Origin of the sequence: Psychrobacter pasteurii, assembly GCF_900162815.1 — a bacterium.
Classification (GTDB): Bacteria; Pseudomonadota; Gammaproteobacteria; order Pseudomonadales; family Moraxellaceae; genus Psychrobacter; species Psychrobacter pasteurii.
The window spans coordinates 1-16,576 of record NZ_FUGD01000090.1 but is presented as its reverse complement, the minus strand read 5'-3'; the positions used below and the strand labels follow the sequence as shown (position 1 = coordinate 16,576).

Annotated in this window: 15 protein-coding genes and 2 tRNA genes; 10 read left to right on the top strand and 7 right to left on the bottom strand. The window is 43.0% G+C overall.

Annotated elements, in window-relative coordinates; genetic code table 11:
* Window positions 1-21: 21 nt before the first annotated feature.
* On the bottom strand, window positions 22-462 hold the full coding sequence (dtd, locus tag A1232T_RS08415) for a D-aminoacyl-tRNA deacylase (protein ID WP_077449004.1): 441 nt from the start codon (window positions 460-462) through the stop codon (window positions 22-24).
* Between the two features lie 174 nt (window positions 463-636).
* Here dtd and asd point away from each other — a divergent pair, with 174 nt between their 5' ends.
* Entirely contained in the window at window positions 637-1,524 is an 888-nt protein-coding gene (gene asd / locus A1232T_RS08410) for an archaetidylserine decarboxylase (RefSeq protein ID WP_244152429.1), read from the top strand.
* Between the two features lie 83 nt (window positions 1,525-1,607).
* Here the strand turns inward: asd and A1232T_RS08405 are convergent, their stop codons facing one another.
* The 5 genes from A1232T_RS08405 to fadB form a co-directional block, all read right to left on the bottom strand.
* Window positions 1,608-2,225: an HD domain-containing protein gene (locus A1232T_RS08405; protein ID WP_077449002.1), complete on the bottom strand. Its 618-nt coding sequence runs from the start codon at window positions 2,223-2,225 to the stop codon at window positions 1,608-1,610.
* Between the two features lie 183 nt (window positions 2,226-2,408).
* Window positions 2,409-2,987, bottom strand: coding sequence for an isochorismatase family protein (locus A1232T_RS08400; RefSeq protein WP_077449001.1), 579 nt, complete (start codon window positions 2,985-2,987; stop codon window positions 2,409-2,411).
* 146 nt (window positions 2,988-3,133) lie between these two features.
* Window positions 3,134-3,595, bottom strand: coding sequence for a hypothetical protein (locus A1232T_RS08395; RefSeq protein ID WP_077449000.1), 462 nt, complete (start codon window positions 3,593-3,595; stop codon window positions 3,134-3,136).
* A gap of 139 nt (window positions 3,596-3,734) precedes the next feature.
* The gene (gene fadA / locus A1232T_RS08390) at window positions 3,735-4,907 is read right to left on the bottom strand and encodes an acetyl-CoA C-acyltransferase FadA (RefSeq protein WP_077448999.1); all 1,173 of its coding nucleotides are present in this window, start codon (window positions 4,905-4,907) and stop codon (window positions 3,735-3,737) included.
* Window positions 4,908-5,038: 131 nt separating this feature from the next.
* Window positions 5,039-7,198, bottom strand: coding sequence for a fatty acid oxidation complex subunit alpha FadB (fadB, locus tag A1232T_RS08385; protein WP_077448998.1), 2,160 nt, complete (start codon window positions 7,196-7,198; stop codon window positions 5,039-5,041).
* A 699-nt stretch (window positions 7,199-7,897) separates the two neighbouring features.
* Between fadB and A1232T_RS08380 the strand changes: the two genes are divergently transcribed.
* From A1232T_RS08380 to pth, 9 genes are all read left to right on the top strand, one after another.
* The gene (locus tag A1232T_RS08380) at window positions 7,898-8,851 is read left to right on the top strand and encodes a polyprenyl synthetase family protein (protein ID WP_077448997.1); all 954 of its coding nucleotides are present in this window, start codon (window positions 7,898-7,900) and stop codon (window positions 8,849-8,851) included.
* 291 nt (window positions 8,852-9,142) lie between these two features.
* Window positions 9,143-11,173 (top strand): tetratricopeptide repeat protein, encoded by a 2,031-nt coding sequence (locus A1232T_RS08375; RefSeq protein WP_244152428.1) that lies wholly within the window; start codon window positions 9,143-9,145, stop codon window positions 11,171-11,173.
* A gap of 231 nt (window positions 11,174-11,404) precedes the next feature.
* Window positions 11,405-12,091, top strand: a complete 687-nt coding sequence (gene lolB, locus A1232T_RS08370; protein WP_095532751.1) for a lipoprotein insertase outer membrane protein LolB — start codon at window positions 11,405-11,407, stop codon at window positions 12,089-12,091.
* A 100-nt stretch (window positions 12,092-12,191) separates the two neighbouring features.
* Complete coding sequence (ispE, locus tag A1232T_RS08365; protein WP_077448995.1) at window positions 12,192-13,133, top strand: 4-(cytidine 5'-diphospho)-2-C-methyl-D-erythritol kinase; 942 nt, start codon at window positions 12,192-12,194, stop codon at window positions 13,131-13,133.
* Window positions 13,134-13,229: 96 nt separating this feature from the next.
* Window positions 13,230-13,305 (top strand) — tRNA-Gln (locus A1232T_RS08360).
* Between the two features lie 233 nt (window positions 13,306-13,538).
* Window positions 13,539-13,614, top strand: a tRNA-Gln gene (locus A1232T_RS08355).
* 81 nt (window positions 13,615-13,695) lie between these two features.
* Window positions 13,696-14,652 carry a ribose-phosphate pyrophosphokinase gene (locus A1232T_RS08350; protein WP_077448994.1) on the top strand — a complete coding sequence of 319 codons (957 nt, stop codon included), beginning with the start codon at window positions 13,696-13,698 and terminating at the stop codon, window positions 14,650-14,652.
* 250 nt (window positions 14,653-14,902) lie between these two features.
* Window positions 14,903-15,577: a 50S ribosomal protein L25/general stress protein Ctc gene (locus A1232T_RS08345; RefSeq protein ID WP_077448993.1), complete on the top strand. Its 675-nt coding sequence runs from the start codon at window positions 14,903-14,905 to the stop codon at window positions 15,575-15,577.
* A gap of 96 nt (window positions 15,578-15,673) precedes the next feature.
* Entirely contained in the window at window positions 15,674-16,261 is a 588-nt protein-coding gene (gene pth, locus A1232T_RS08340) for an aminoacyl-tRNA hydrolase (protein ID WP_077448992.1), read from the top strand.
* A 137-nt stretch (window positions 16,262-16,398) separates the two neighbouring features.
* On the opposite strand, the gene A1232T_RS14615 is transcribed toward pth, so the two are convergent.
* Window positions 16,399-16,563 carry a transposase gene (locus A1232T_RS14615; protein WP_077449012.1) on the bottom strand — a complete coding sequence of 55 codons (165 nt, stop codon included), beginning with the start codon at window positions 16,561-16,563 and terminating at the stop codon, window positions 16,399-16,401.
* Window positions 16,564-16,576 lie beyond the last annotated feature (13 nt).

Sequence of the window (16,576 nt, the reverse complement as noted above, 5' to 3'; positions counted from 1 at the left end):
TTAGCTACCTTCTAGCCCTCTTTAATTTGTTTCTAAAATAAAGTTTAGCGGCCCATCATTATCTGCCTTAACCAGCATTTCTGCCGCAAACTTACCAGTTTCTACTTTTGGGTATTGCTGTTTGGCATAATCCACCAGTTGTTCAAACAAAGCACTGGCCGCCGCTGGAGCCATTGCACCACCAAAATCTGGACGGCGACCTTTATCGGTTTTGGCCATTAAAGTAAATTGGGAAACCACCAACAGCCCGCCTTCTACTTGCTGCACATTTTTATCCAGCTTGCCTGCCTCATTATCGAAAATACGATAAGTCAAAATCTTATCGATCATCTTTTTGGCAGTGTCTAAACTGTCCTCAGGACCTAGACCAATATAAGCTAAGATACCCTGCTCAATTTCACCCACGACCTGGCCCTCAACCGTCACACTGGCCGCGCTTACTCTCTGAATTAATGCCTTCATAATTATCCCTTAATTAATAGTGATACCTTAAATACTACGCTCTCACTGTTAACGTTGTTGAATACGGTTTATGATAAACTAGCTATCTATTAATATTTGTTTTCTTTACTTTTAAATTTAACAATTTTATCTTTTATTTTCACAGCTTACGATGATATCCCTATGAAAAATATAATGAAAAACTCATTAAAACAACAAGCTCAGCTACTACTGACCCGTGATGGTCTATTTACCGCAGCCCAACACTTGGTGCCACAGCAAAAAATTAGTGAAGTGGCCGGTCGTCTGGCTGCCAGTAAAAACCCGCTTATCAAAAAGACTTTTGTCAAAACCTTTGCAAAAGCCTATGGCATTACCCTAGAAGAATATGCCAGAAAAGATTTAGCAGATTTTAAGAGCTTTAATGACTTTTTTACCCGCGAATTAGACGTGGATGCTCGTCCTATTGATAACACTGATCAAGGTGTCATCTCTCCAGCTGACGGTATGATTTCACAAATTGGCCACATCCAACAAGGCCAAATTTTGCAAGCCAAAGGCCGTGATTATTCAGTTAGTCACCTGCTGGCTGATACTGAAAATAAAGATGGCAATTATTATGAAGGCGGTAGCTTTGCCACTGTGTATTTAGCGCCGAGCAACTATCATAGAGTTCATATGCCCTTTGATGGCACTTTAATTGAGACCCGCTATGTGCCTGGAACTTTATTCTCAGTAAATAATGTTACTGCACAAAATGTGCCTGATTTATTCGCCCGTAACGAGCGCTTAGTTTGTGTTTTTGACACTGAATTTGGCAAGGCTTGCGTGGTGTTGGTTGGGGCTATGATTGTGGCTGGTATCGAAACCGTTGCTACTGGCAAAATTGAACGCAGCGAGCAGATTCAAACCTTAGAGCACAATATCCGCTTGAAAAAAGGGGATGAGCTTGGCCGTTTCTACTTGGGCTCAACTGCCATTGTGGTCCTACCGAAGTCCGCCGGCACCGAATGGACACAAGATATGAAGCATGGCTCTGTGGTGCAGATGGGTCAGCTTTTGGGTGTGGCCACTAAAGCCTAGCTCGTTGATGTATGAATTTTTTAACTCATTATTTAAAGGTGCACCCTGTGCACCTTTATTTTTTGAACATATTAACTGCTTTACTACGCATCCACTAGCCAGCCCTGCTCAGTCGCATAATCAAGCTGCACTTCTATCCACTCATGGATAACTGGAAAGCTGTCTGCTATAAAAGCATGCATAGCCGCCACTTGTGAGCGTTTAACCCCATGCTCACTCCAGGTTTTACCTTCAGCATTTAGGTTTAATAAAAAGGGTAATAGGCGATCAATGGCCTTTAATAATTGAGTCTCAGGGCTGCTGCCTGTCTCTTGTTCATCCCATACCTCAAGCAAGTTATCAATGCCGTTGCCACTGTGCGCCTGCAGACGCATAATCCCTTCTCTCTCTTCAATATGCGCTTCGCTACGACGGCTGTCATACAAAAAAGTATCTCCAGCATCAATCTCACCCAAATCATGCACCAAAGCCAGTTTCAAAAGCTTCTCATGATTGACCTCAAGCTCAAATAGTTCAGCGATAGACCAACACGCCATTGCTAAATGCCATGAATGCTCAGCAGAGTTTTCTAATCGAGTGGTTTGCGGTACATAACTGCGTCTATTCACCCGCTTTAGGGCATCAAGCTCTAATAAAAACTCAGTGATATCCGTCATATTCAGGGGTTTATCGGCTGTATTTTTTTGGGTGGATAATGACATAGCAAACCTTGTGTTTTGGTAGGAAATGTTGGTATAGGCTAATAGAATATCTTGGCTTATACAAGACTACGCGTTCATCTAGAGCGTCTGATTATTTTCATTAAAAAATCCGTGACTAAGCCCTCTGACTTAATCACGGATGTCCTAACTAAATATAGACTGAATCTTTGTAATTTATCTAGTTTATTTAATTAACTGGCTGATGGACTTAAACACAGGGTCTTTGCTTGAACGACACAGCTCAAATAAAATAGCTTCGGTGGTGGTAATGACTGCTCCAGCTCGGCGCATACGGCGAATCGCTTGACGGCGATCATAGCTATCACGAGAGCCTGTGGCATCGGCAATTACTACCGGCTGCATACCGTTATCAAGTAGATCTAACACGGTCTGCATGACGCACACATGGGTCTCCACCCCAAATACCAACACTGAAATTCGGTTTTGCTGTGCCAGATAGTTCCAAGTTTCATCATTGTCACAGGCACTAAAGGTGACCTTTTCAATAATCTTGGCCTTTGAAGTATCCAGTACCTCCATGATTTCAGGCAGTGTCTCGCCTAGCCCCTTTTTATATTGCTCGTTAAGCACAATGGGTACATCTAGTAGCTGTAGGCCTTGAATTAAAGTCAGCGTCTTTTTGATGATTTCCTCATGACGATAAATGTGCGGGGTTAGCTTCTCTTGCACATCAATGATCATCGCCTGAGTATTTTCGCGCATAATGCGATAGGTTTTATCAGTGGTGATGGTTTTTGACATAACACACTCCTTGTGTTGTTGAGGACAAAAATACCTACCTCTATTAAGTCATATTAGTGTCACTGGGTCAAACCCTTTGGTGAACAGTTGTCGTAACTTTAAGCAAGTTAGAGTTACAGATTGTGAGAGATATGAACAGGACAGCATTAACTATCTGCAATCCCGACAATAGTGACCTGACGCTCATAATAACCCATGTGGCCGTAATTACCGACCTTACTAATTAAAGCCTTTACTCGAACTCGGTTGAGGGTATAGAAGCCATCTACAACCCCTCTTTTTTTGGCTAAATCATCCAAGATATGACTTGGGTCAGCTATGTGATATTGCACCCCTTGCTCAGTAGTAAAGCTAAATTGCTCTAAGCTCTTTGTGACTTTGCCTGCCAGTATTTGAGGCTTAATTGAGTCTTGGTTCTTTTTATCCGCCAAGTTAGTCGCTGCCAGCTTAGCACTAGATATCAAACTCAACCCAACACCCACAGCTGAGATTAAAAACAGCTTAGTCAAAGCAGATCTTCGGTAAGGGTTTTTGCCATTACCGGTGAGAGATGACTTTGCATTGGCTTGTCCATTTTCTACCGGATCAGCAGGTTTATTATTAGTCATAAGGCGATACCTTTTGGCATAAAGCGAAATTAGTTTGGCCAAATACAAGACCTAAAAAAGCACCTCTAACATTACGTCAGAGGTGCTTTTGATTCAAGAGGATGAAAGTAATCCTCTTGGTATTTTACCTAATCAGCGATTAAACACGCTCAATAACAGTAGCAATACCTTGACCTAGACCGATACACATAGTCGCTAGACCAATTTCAGTATCCATCTGCTCCATTGCGTTCAGTAGCGTTACAGTGATACGAGCACCTGAACACCCTAGTGGGTGACCTAGAGCGATAGCGCCACCGTTAACGTTCACGATGTCTTGCTTATCAAGTAGGTTTAGTGCTTTAAGTACAGACAGACCTTGAGCTGCGAAAGCTTCGTTTAGCTCGATGGTTTGCATGTCATCAATACTCATGCCAGCACGTTTTAGTGCTTTTTGAGTCGCTGGCACAGGACCGTAACCCATGATAGCAGCGTCACAACCGGCTACTGCCATGCTGCGGATACGAGCACGTGGCTTAAGACCTAAGTCTTTCGCTTTTTGTGCGCTCATTACTAGCATTGCAGACGCACCGTCTGATAACGCAGATGAAGTTGCTGCCGTTACTGTACCGTTTGCTGGATCAAATACTGGACGTAATTTCGCTAGTGACTCAAGCGTAGTGTCAGGGCGGATAACCTCATCCACAGTACAAAGCTGTAGACGGCCTTGTTCATCATGACCTTCGATGCCAATGATTTCATTAGCAAAACGACCTTCTTGAGTGGCTGCCCAAGCACGGCGATGAGATTCAACACCGAACTCATCTTGCTGCTCACGAGTAATGCCATTCATACGACCTAACATCTCAGCAGTTAAGCCCATCATGTTAGACGCTTTAGCATAGTGCTTAGACGCTTCTGGGTTGATATCGATACCATGCATCATGCCCACGTGGCCCATGTGCTCAACACCACCGATGATGAAAACTTCACCTTGGTTGGTCATGATTTGAGCAGCGGCAGTGTGTAGCGCTTGCATTGATGAACCACATAGACGGTTAACAGTTTGGCCGCCAGCTGTTTTTGGGATATCAGCCAATAGACCAATGTTACGGCCAATGTTCATACCTTGTTCTAGAGTCTGGTTTACACAGCCCCAGATCACATCTTCAACTTCATTAGTATCAAAGTCGTTACGCTTAACTAAAGCGCGAACCAGCTCAGCTGACATGCTATCAGCACGAACGTTACGGAACATACCGTTTTTAGATTTACCCATTGCGGTACGCACGCCATCTACGATGACCACGTCTTTTGGACTTAATGTTGTCATGTAATACTCCTTGAATTTTTTATCGTTTAGCCTAACTGACGCTGTCCGCTCATTGTTGAGTCATGCACTAATAAGGCATATCAAAGCATCAGTTGACTAATTAATTATTTAATCGTCCCAAGCTTATCGTATTAGGCTTTTGGGTAAAACGTTTCGCCAGCCGCTGCCATATCACGGATTTTTTGTGGCGCTTCATACGCTTTGCCTAGGTGAGCATATTTCTCACATAGCGCTAAGTAGTTATCAAGGCCAACTTGGTCGATGTAACGGCATGGACCACCACGGAATGGAGGGAAGCCAACACCCATAATCATCGCCATGTCTGCTTCTGCTGGAGTCGCTACGATGTTGTCTTCTAAGCAGCGAACAGTTTCGTTACAGAACGCAAGCATCATACGATCGATGATGGTTTGATCTTCAAACTGTTGAGTATCCGCATCAGTCGTGTCTTTTAGCAGTGCATAAGTAGCGTCGTCTGCTGTTTTCTTAGGCTTGCCACGCTTGTCTTTTTCGTACTTGTAGAAACCAACGCCGTTTTTCTGACCTAGACGATTGTTTTCAAACAGATGCTTGATAGCGCCTTTGTAGTCTGGCTTCATGCGATCTGGGAAGCCTTCTGCCATTACTTCTGCGCCGTGTACGCCGGTGTCTAGACCAACCACGTCGATTAGGTATGCAGGACCCATAGGCCAGCCGAACTTCTCCATAACTTTGTCAACATGAACAAAGTCAGCGCCTTCTTTTAACAGAAGATCAAACGCGCCGAAGTATGGGAACAATACGCGGTTCACTAAGAAACCTGGGCAGTCATTCACAACAACAGGCACTTTACCCATACGCTGAGCTAGTGCAACAGTTGTTGCAATTGCTTCTTCTGACGATTTCTCACCACGGATAACTTCTACTAGTGGCATGCGGTGTACTGGGTTGAAGAAGTGCATACCCACGAAGTTCTCTGGACGCTCAAGCACAGTGGCTAGATGAGTGATAGAGATGGTTGAGGTGTTAGAAGCAAGAATAGCGTTTTCTTTTACTAGGCCTTCCACTTCTTTTAATACAGCATGTTTTACTTTTGGATTTTCAACAACCGCTTCGATAACGATGTCCGTTTCACCAAAGTCGCCATAGTTAAGCGTTGGGCGGATACGGCTTAGCGTTTCACCCATTTGTGCTGGGGTCATTTTCTTACGCTCAACCTGCTTACCTAGTAGCTTGCTCGCCTCACCCATACCTAAGTCTAATTGCTCAGACTTGATGTCTTTCATGATGATTGGCAGGCCTTTTGAAGCCGCTTGATAGGCAATACCGCCACCCATGATGCCAGCGCCAAGTACTGCTGCTTCATTGATTTCATGAGCATTTTTAGTGTGCTTTTTGGCTAATTTCTTAACGGTTTGATCGTTTAAGAATAGACCCACTAAGCTTTCTGCTTGTGGTGTTTTCGCCGCTTTAGCAAAGTGTGCTGCTTCTACTTTAATCGCTTCATCACGACCCAAGTTCACATGCTTTTCAATCGCTTCGATAGCGATGGCAGGTGCTGGATACTGTTTTGGATTTGCTTTAGCGAAGATAGCGCCTTTAGCACTGTTGAATGCCATTGCTTGTTCAAGCTGGTTTAGTTTAACAGGTTGAAGCTTCTCTTCACGCTTCGCTTGCCAATCTAAATCACCAGCAATTGCTTTTTTCACTAGATCAATCGCCGCTGCTTCTAGGTCGTCTTGAGCAACAACGGCGTCAACCAAACCTAATTTAAGCGCTTGAGCAGGTTTTTGTGCTTTACCAGTTGCGATAAGCTCAAGTGCGTTGTCGATACCGATAACACGTGGCGTGCGAACACTACCACCGAAGCCTGGGAAGATACCTAATTGAGTTTCTGGAAGACCGATTTGTGCTTTTTCGCCCATTACGCGGTATTCACAAACCAACGTCATTTCACAACCACCACCTAGCGCGGCACCGTTAATAGCGGCAACTTTAGGGAATGGTAGGTCTTCAAAGCGGTTGAATACACCGTTGATTTCAACGATCCACTTTTCAATTTCTTCTGCTTCTTTATTAAAGTGGCCCACAAATTCTGTGATGTCAGCACCAGCGATAAAGACGCCTTTGCTTGAAGTAACAATTAAACCTTTTACATTATCTGCTTGTTCTAATGCGGTAACAACTTCGCCAAACTGTTTATTGGTTTCTGCATCAAACTTATTAACGCTCTCACCTTCGGCGTTAAACTGCATGTTAGCGATGCCATCATCTAACAGTGATACCGTAATACGGCTACCTTGATATATCATGTAAATCTCCTTGTTATTTTAGTGCTTTATTTTAAGCTTTACGTGCAGTCACCCCACGTCAGAAGCTAAATCACTTGGATCATATTCTAATAAGCTTAGATAAAACCTAAGCTGAAAACATATACTTATATAGATTCTATATTATTAGAGCGCACACAGTGTAGTAAATTACTATCCTATAACTTGCCGGTTTATATCTTTACCCTAATAGCTGCGTGTTGAATCGTTCTTTACGCCGGTTAGTGTAGGGGATTTAACCCCTTGCTGTCACAACAGAATCACTGACTCATAGGTCATAAATTTAGTGGACTATCCAAATCTTTATTGCCAAGCAACTACCAGAAAAATCTGCATAAATAGCTTTTTAAACCACCAATTTAAAGCAGAAAGCTTTTGACCCTCGCATTTACTGTGTTGTTTTTTACACTTTTGTCGGCAACAGTAGACGCTAAACCTGGTTTGCCCATGTTAAACTAGTCTCTATTAAAGACAACACTTGAGCCAACCAAACCTCCACTTGAATTAAGGCCTAAACTGCCCTAATTAGATAAAAGCTGAATAAAAGTTCAATAAGAGCTAAATGAAAGCCATATAAAGTGTTGTCTAATACTAATACTGCTAGTCTAACTGTATTTGATTACAGCTTAATTTCCCATCCCGTTTTTATGCCTTGTGCATTGACTGTTGAGCATTGATTCTATGATAAAACAGCCCGTCAACTTTGAAAATTTAAGTCAACAGGTTATCGCCACCTTAAACGCTGATATTGATGCCTTGCTAAATCATGCAAGTCTTCCTAACCCACTACAAGAAGCTTGTCGCTATGCGATGACAGGTCAAGGCAAACGGGTGCGTCCTTTATTGGTCGCTTGTGGCTATCACACCGTAGAGCAAAGCAGTGCCCAGATAGATTTTGAATTACAGAGCGAAGCCTTATCAGATTTAATGATTAATGACGACTGTCGCCGCGCCATGCTCGCAGTAGAGTTCTTACACACCTACTCGCTTATCCATGATGACCTTCCCTGCATGGATGACGATGATTTACGTCGCGGCCGCCCCACTTGTCACATCAAGTTTGATGAAGCCACGGCTATGTTGGCAGGCGATGTGTTACAAACCCTAGCCTTTGAAGTATTAACCGCCAATATTGAAGGGTTTGCTCCCATTGCAGATGAACAGGCCGCCAAATTATTAACCGTTTTTGCTCCAAGAGCTAGAAGAATGGTTTCTGGCCAAATGCTCGACTTAAATGCTGAGAATAAACAAATTACTCAAGCTGAACTTGAAGCCATTCACCGTGACAAAACAGGGGCTTTAATTGAAGCGGCTGTTTTGATGGGCGGCGTATGTGCAAAAGCAAGCTCTGAGCAACTGCCTTCACTGACTCAATTTGCCCAAAATATTGGCCTAGCTTTTCAGGTTCAAGACGATATTTTGGATGTGACTGCCAGCACAGATACTTTAGGCAAGCCTGCAGGCAGTGATGAAGGCTTAAATAAATCGACCTATGTCAGATTAATGGGCGTAGACACAGCAACGGACTATGCCAAGTCTTTATTTGTTGAAGGAAAACAAGCGATTGAATACAGCTTTGGACCACAAAGTGCCTTAACCGCACTAGCTGACTGGCTATGGCAGCGTCAGAAGTAACAAGGATAATACTATTAGACTGGCTAATAATTGATTATAATAGAATCCAATATTTTGCTGCCAGCGGTGGCCGGTCTAAGGCTTTATTTTAAAGGTCTTCCTACCTACTTTAAGGGATATTCTGTAGGTTTTTTGGCGCCGCTAGTAAGATTTCATCCTTAAACAAACACCACTTTCATCGAGTCAGGATTGCCTGTCCGCCAAAAAATAGCCACTAGCAAGTGCCTATCATCTTATTACACCAGTCGGAAGTTTATGCTTTTTTTACAGCAGTTTAATGAGTCTAAAAAAGTGACAAAAAGGGTCAAAACTCGTTTTGGGGAGTCCCAGGCTCGCCTGCGCCTAACCTTTAAGCAGACTTTTAGCTCTGACCTAAAAAAAGCAATTTCAGCCAAACACTCAAAGCGTAATTCACGAGCCGCTTCAAACCGCAAGTTGCCAAAAAAAGAACAGACTCATCAAAAAAAGCCCCTAAGCCTTACCCGTCAGCGCTTATTACGTTTGTGTATCCTGCTAAGCTTGGCCAGTATGGCTTCGCACTCTGCTTCTGCTAATGTCTTAGACCCTATACGTCGTGTGTTATCTCCAATTATCAGCATCATAGATAAAAAAGACACCCCAGATTCTATGGCTCAATCTACCCAATCTAGAGCTGAGCCAACCACACTGCCTCCCAATATTGGTGACCAAGTAGTAGACGAATCTCATGGCCGTTTGTCTTTAACCAAACACCGCCCCAGTTTGCTTAATGTAATGCAAGCTGAGTTTTTGATTAATCGAGGTGAAATAGACGCAGGATTACAGCTTTATAAGCAGGAGGCCTTTAAGAATGAAGCCACAACTGTCTTTGAGCGGGCTTTAGAGTTGTCCTTACTTTATGAAATGCCAAAAGAATCCTTAGCGTTCGCTGTTAAGTGGCAACAACAAAACACCGAGCACGTCCCTGCCCTATTCTATGTGGCACATTTGGCACTAAAGGCTCATGACTATAATTTGTCAGGCAAGGTGTTATCTGAGATTTTAGAATACGATACTCAGGCGGACCTTAGTGAGATTCTCATTGGTATTTATCCCACCAATGAGTCTGATCAACGCTTACTGCTAGAAACCTTGTTGCGCCTTCCTAAACACGACAACCCCTCTTTGTTAGTCATGCAAGCTGGCTTGATGTCACAATTGGGGCAGCCTGATATCGCTTTATTGAGTGTCAACCGGGCTTTGAAATTCAAGCCTGACAACGCTCCTTTTATTGTATTGAAGGCCGATATCTTAAAGCAGCTGCAACCTGACCGTCAGGTGTTAAAGTTTATTAGTGCTGAGCGAAAAAGACTAAAGAATAATAAAACTTTGTATCTGTATGAGATTCGCTACCGTTTAGAGCTGGGCGAGACCCAAGAAGCTCATGAACTGTTATTGCAAGCTCACGATTTATTTCATGATGAAGAGGTCACTTTGCTGGCCGCTTTGGTCAGTATTGATATCGAGGCTTACTCCCAAGCGGATGATCTACTGTCTGCTCTGGCTTCCTCGCCTGCCTATATCGATCAAGCTTATTACTATCTTGGCATTAGCGCTGAGCGTCAACAAAAGTTTGACCGAGCAGAACGTTTTTTATCCAAAGTTATGCAAGAAAACTTAGTGCTAAAAGCGCGTCAAAAACTGGTGTCTATTCAGTTATTGCAAGGTCATCCTGATAAAGCCCTAGAGACCTTGAGGCAGTTTAGTGACGAGTTTGATGTCTACGGACCCGAAAGCGCTATTTTACAAGCAGATATTTTGCGTCAACAAGACAAACTAACCGAAGCCCGAAACCTTTTAGCTGAGGCCAATAAGCGCTATCCAGATGATACTAAGCTGATGTTTGCTCGAGCGCAATTATTAGACAATGAACAAGACACTGCTCTAAAGCGTCGGTTGCTCGATCGTTTGCTACTCATTGATCCTGAAAACCCGGACTATATGGTTGCCTCTGCCAAACTATTATTTGAAGTGGGCAACGAGCAAGATGTTGAGCAGTCGCTGAATTTGGCTCAGTTAGTTTTGGGACTACCCTTTGATTCGCCCCAGTTTAATCAACAAAACTACTTAGCGGCATTAAACCTATTGGCCGCTGACGCCTTATCCAAAGAGCAGTATCAGCAAGTTATTGAGTATCTCGAAGTACCCTATGACATCTCGCCGACTTTAGATTCAGGGATTATCTTACTGCGTGCCTACCAAGGCCTAAATCAACAAGATAAAGTCTTAGACTTATTTGGCGATATTCAGCAGCGCTTTGCCGTTGGTCAGCAAGACATTAGTGATAGATTGCAGTCTTATTAGTAGTAGTAACTTTAGTAGAAGCTTTAGTAGTGGCTCTAGGGCTGCTAAGAGTCTTTTTAGCAATACGGACACAAAAGTTGAACGCTACAGACTCTTAAAACTCACAAAGCCTTGCTAAAATCATCTCCTTTAATCTATTTCCTATTTAAACAAATACTCCCTATTACTCTGTCTTTAAGCTTTTATGTATAGCCAAAATACAGACTAAGCCTAAATAAATTAAGGATAATTATGACCACACTGCTCAGCAAAAAGCCTGTAATTTCAAACCCAAAAATATCTTTTGCTAAAGCGGTCTCTAAAAAAGGGGCCTTAAGTCTAATTTTGGCTACCAGCGCTTTTATTATTACCGGCTGTCAAACCACGCAGCATATGGGGACGACGCCTAATGCCAATAGCAGTGTGATTACTGGCAGTACCCCGCAATACCCAGAATTATTACAAAGCTTTAATATCCGCGGAAAAATTGGCATTACCACGCCGAAGACTGAAAACAGTGCAGCCCAAACGGGCAGCGCTTTTTATGTCTGGGCCCAAGAGCAAGACCGCTTTGCCATAGACCTAACCGGTGCCTTGGGCATTGGTCATACCGTTATTGAATATGATGGCCGTACTGCCACTTTGGTCAGTGACCGCACTGGAGAAATTAAAGCGGCTTCTCCTGAAGAGCTGTTATTACAAGCAACAGGCTGGCAAGCGCCTATTTCACAGCTGCGTCACTGGATTTCTGGTCGCCCAGCACCCTCAGATACCAACAGTGAGCTAGATACCCAGGGCCGTATACAAGCGTCACAAAATGGAGATTGGGTAGCCAAATTTAGTTATAAAGACGATAATGCTAGCACACGTACACCTAATAAAATCACGGTACTTCGTGCTGATGGTCACAGAGTAATCCTGACCATTTCACATGGCTAGTGGATTAGCTTTTGAAGAGGTTGAGACCCTCAACCCTTCTCACAGCCTCTGTTAAAACTTTAATTTGTCTTACTTTTTTTGTATTTGATGTGATGACTCTATGACCTCTTTGCCTCAGTTTAGCTTATTCTCCCCAGCGAAAATCAATCTGTTTTTACACATTACCGGTAAACGTGCAGATGGCTATCACGACCTGCAAACCGTATTTCGTCTGCTTGATTGGGGCGATACTTTACACTTTCAGGTCAGTAAAAAGCAGTTTAATCCCAAAGATGACTTTAAGAGCCTTCAGCTACCCATTAGCTTAAACAGCGAGGTGACAGTCACTGCAGACATCACTGATAACTTAATCACCAAGGTTGCCCTAGCTTTAATTGATGCCGTTAAATCTGATACTCAGCTCTTTGAAACGCTTGAGAGTCTACCAGTGATAGATATCAAGCTGGACAAAGTGCTGCCTACGGGTGCTGGACTGGGCGGTGGCTCTTCCAATGCAGCAACCACTCTTTTAGCGCTAAATAAGCTATGGGGCTTTAATTTAGAGCAGCAAAAACTAATCGAAATTGGCAGTCGTGTTGGTGCTGATGTGCCCATTTTTATCTTGGGTAAAGATGCTGTCGCTGAAGGCATAGGTGAAAAGTTGACTCCGTTGTCCCTCCCACTTCAGCATTATCTGTTATTAAACCCCAATGCCCACGCTTCTACTCAGGCTCTATTTGCCCACCCTGAATTGCGCCGTGATATTCCCGCATTAAGCGTGTCTGACATTCAAGGAAATAGTGAAGGTTATCTCGACCGACTCTACCCTCCTTTTAGCAATGTGTTTGAGCCGGTAGTGACAAATTTAGTGCCAGAAGTTAAACAAGCACTGGCATATCTAAAAAAACTAGAATCCATTACTAACAGCTCTGCTAGAATGACGGGCACAGGTAGCAGTGTGTTTTTACCGATTCCTGAAGCCGCCACTCCTCAAATCCAAACTTATATGATTAACAATCCGCCCCCTTGTCATGCCATAATAACTGAGTCTTTATTGAGATAAATAGGGCAATCTGAGGGTGTAAAACCGATATTTTTTAAATATCTTCGAAAAACAGTTGCAATCGATAAATTCTTGTGTATAATAACTCGCCCATACAGGGGTATAGCCAAGTTGGTAAGGCATCAGGTTTTGATCCTGACATCCGTTGGTTCGAGTCCAGCTACCCCTGCCATTTTCGTCATAGGCTAAACTGCTTATTTATAAAATTAAACGGTTTAGTTTGTTGACATATCTAGTTAGTTTTCGGTATAGTTCGCCTCGAACGCTACCGATTAGACAATAAGTAAAAAGTATCAAAACATTAGTGAAACAAATTTATTAATATTTTGATAGTAAATTATCAAGAGACATGCTAACTTATAGCAGCTAGCAGCGTAAGACTTCTTGATAAAGTTTGTCTGTTACAGGGGTATAGCCAAGTTGGTAAGGCATCAGGTTTTGATCCTGACATCCGTTGGTTCGAGTCCAGCTACCCCTGCCATTTTCTAAACGTTCAACTTTCTTCTTTATTTGTGCAGTCTCTACTGCTCCTCTCTTAAGTCAAATAAATAGGACTTGAACCATGCCATATCTGGCGATTTTTACGGGTAATGCCCACCCTGAACTGGCAAAAACTGTCGCTGATCACCTACACATCCCTCTTGGCCGTGCTGATGTCACGCGCTTCTCTGATGGCGAAATTGCTGTCGAGATTAAAGAGCACGTTCGTGGTAAAGACGTTTTCATTCTGCAACCTACTTGTGCCCCTACCAACGATAACTTGATGGAAATCATGGTTATGGCTGATGCTCTGCGCCGTTCAAGTGCAGGCCGTATCACAGCTGTAATGCCGTACTTTGGTTATGCTCGTCAAGACCGTCGTCCTCGTTCAGCACGTGTGCCTATCTCAGCCAAAGTGGTTGCGGATATGCTTAACATCGTTAGCATCGACCGTGTGATGACTGTTGATTTGCACTCAGACCAAATCCAAGGTTTCTTCGATATCCCAGTAGACAACATCTACGGTACTCCAGTATTACTAAAAGACCTTAAAAAACAAGGTTATGATAACCTAATGGTTGTGTCACCAGACGTAGGCGGTGTCGTCCGTGCTCGTGCGATGGCCAAAGAGCTAGATGGTAATACTGAACTGGCCATTATCGATAAGCGTCGTGCTCGTGCAAACGAATCACAAGTGATGCATATCATCGGTGATGTTAAAGACCGTGACTGTGTTATCGTTGACGACATGGTAGATACCGCTGGTACTTTATGTAAAGCTGCTCAAGCACTTAAAGACAATGGTGCACGCCGTGTTCTAGGTTACATCACTCACCCAGTATTATCGGGTAATGCGATTAAGACCATTAGCAATTCAGTATTGGATGAGTTAGTTGTTACTGACAGTATTCCTTTATCTGATGAAGCAAAAGCTTGTGAAAAAATTCGTCAAGTAACGATTGCTTCACTATTGGCTGAAAGCTTACGCCGTATCAATAACGAAGAATCTATTAGCGCTATGTTTGAGTCTATCGACTAGACAAGGTCTGCTTAATAAAACTTATTGAACTTGAAAAACCGCTGTCTTTTAGATGGCGGTTTTTTTTGTACTAGATTTTAGTGCTTATTGTGCGTATAATACGCCCTCTGTATGTAAGCAAAAAGTACCGGCACTATATTAACGGCCTGTATTACTTGCTATACAGTACAAAGATGTGTGTCTGGCCACGTTGGTCGCAAGCGTAGCTTGAACGCATCAAAACCTAAATAATTCAATCAAGGATACTCTCATGAGTGATATTTTATACACGGTAAACGGCATTATCCGTACCGACGATCAGCAGGGCAAAGGTGCGAGCCGCCGCCTGCGTAAGCAAAACTTAGTTCCTGCTATTATCTATGGCGGTAACGAAGAGCCTACAACTATCGCTATCAAAAACAATGAGCTTTGGAAACTTCTAGAAAACGAAGCTTTCTTCTCAAACATTTTGACTATCAAGCTTGATGGTCAAGAAGAACTAGCGGTTATTAAAGACCTACAGCGTCACCCATCAAAAGGCTTCCCAATGCATGCTGACTTCCAGCGCATTGTTAAAGGTGAGAAGATCAACATGAACATCCCTGTTCACTTTGTTGGTCGTGAAACTGCACCTGGCGTTAAAGCGGGTGGTATCTTATCTACTCTAGTAACTGACATCGAAATCGTATGTCTACCACAAGATCTTCCAGAGTACCTAGAAGTAGACGTATCTGAGCTTGAAATTGGTGAATCACTACACCTAACAGACATCAAACTTCCTGAAGGCGTTATCCTGTTTGAACTTGACGTTGACGAGCCAATTGACCGCACTGTGGTTAACATGCAGGCACCAACTGTTGAAGAAGTTGACGAAGACACTCAAGAAGTTGATGCAGCTGACGTACCTGCTTCTGAGCAAGGCGGTGAAGAAGACAAAGGCGAATAATAATTCGTCTCCTGCCGATCAATTAGATGACTGCTTTCGGGTAGTTATCTAAATCTATAGATTGGCAGACATAACTTATTATACAGTGAGAACGCTATGTCCCAACTTAAACTTATTGTTGGGCTTGGCAACCCAGGTCAGCAGTATGTCGAAACAAGACATAATGCTGGCTTTTGGTTTGTGGCCCTGATTGCTGACCAATTTAATATTGAACTGGCAGCGGATAAAAAGTTTAATGGTTTAACTGGTCGTGGTCGTATCTTTGATACTGACGTGCGCCTATTGTTGCCGATGACTTTTATGAATAAGTCAGGCCAATCTGTGGTGCCAATGGCAAAATATTACGATATTAAGCCACAAGAACTGCTGATCGCTCATGATGAGTTGGATATTCCTGCGGGAAGCATTAAACTCAAAACAGGCGGCGGTCATGGCGGTCATAATGGACTGCGTGATATTACTCCTCATCTTGGAAATGACTTCCATCGCTTACGCATTGGTATTGGCCACCCTGGTCATAAATCCAAAGTAAGTGGCCATGTATTGTCTAAACCCTCTCCAGATGACCAGATTGCGATTGAAGCAGCTCTGGAAGCGGCCATGGATTCTTTAAAACTCATGGTAACCGGTGATATCGAAAAAGCACGTAGCCAGATTAATGGCTTTAAGTTGCCCAACAACTAACCGTCTCTTTTAGATAAATAAGCTGTCTGTAAAGATTAATGCCAGTCAGTTAACGCTGACTGGTATTTTTTTTGGGATATTTTTGTGGTTTACCCTTAACCACCCTCGGGCAAGATCGCTTTCTATAGTCATAGCCCTTAAAAACAGTCACACAGCCAAAGAAAATAGAAGAATAACGTATCGATACAATCTATTCCCCAATCTTGACGTTTTTTCTTAACCCAAGCCCAAGTTTGCTCAATAGGGTTTAAGTCAGGACTATAAGGCGGTAACCATAGAATAGTGTGTCCTGAATCTTCAATGATTTTTTGAATA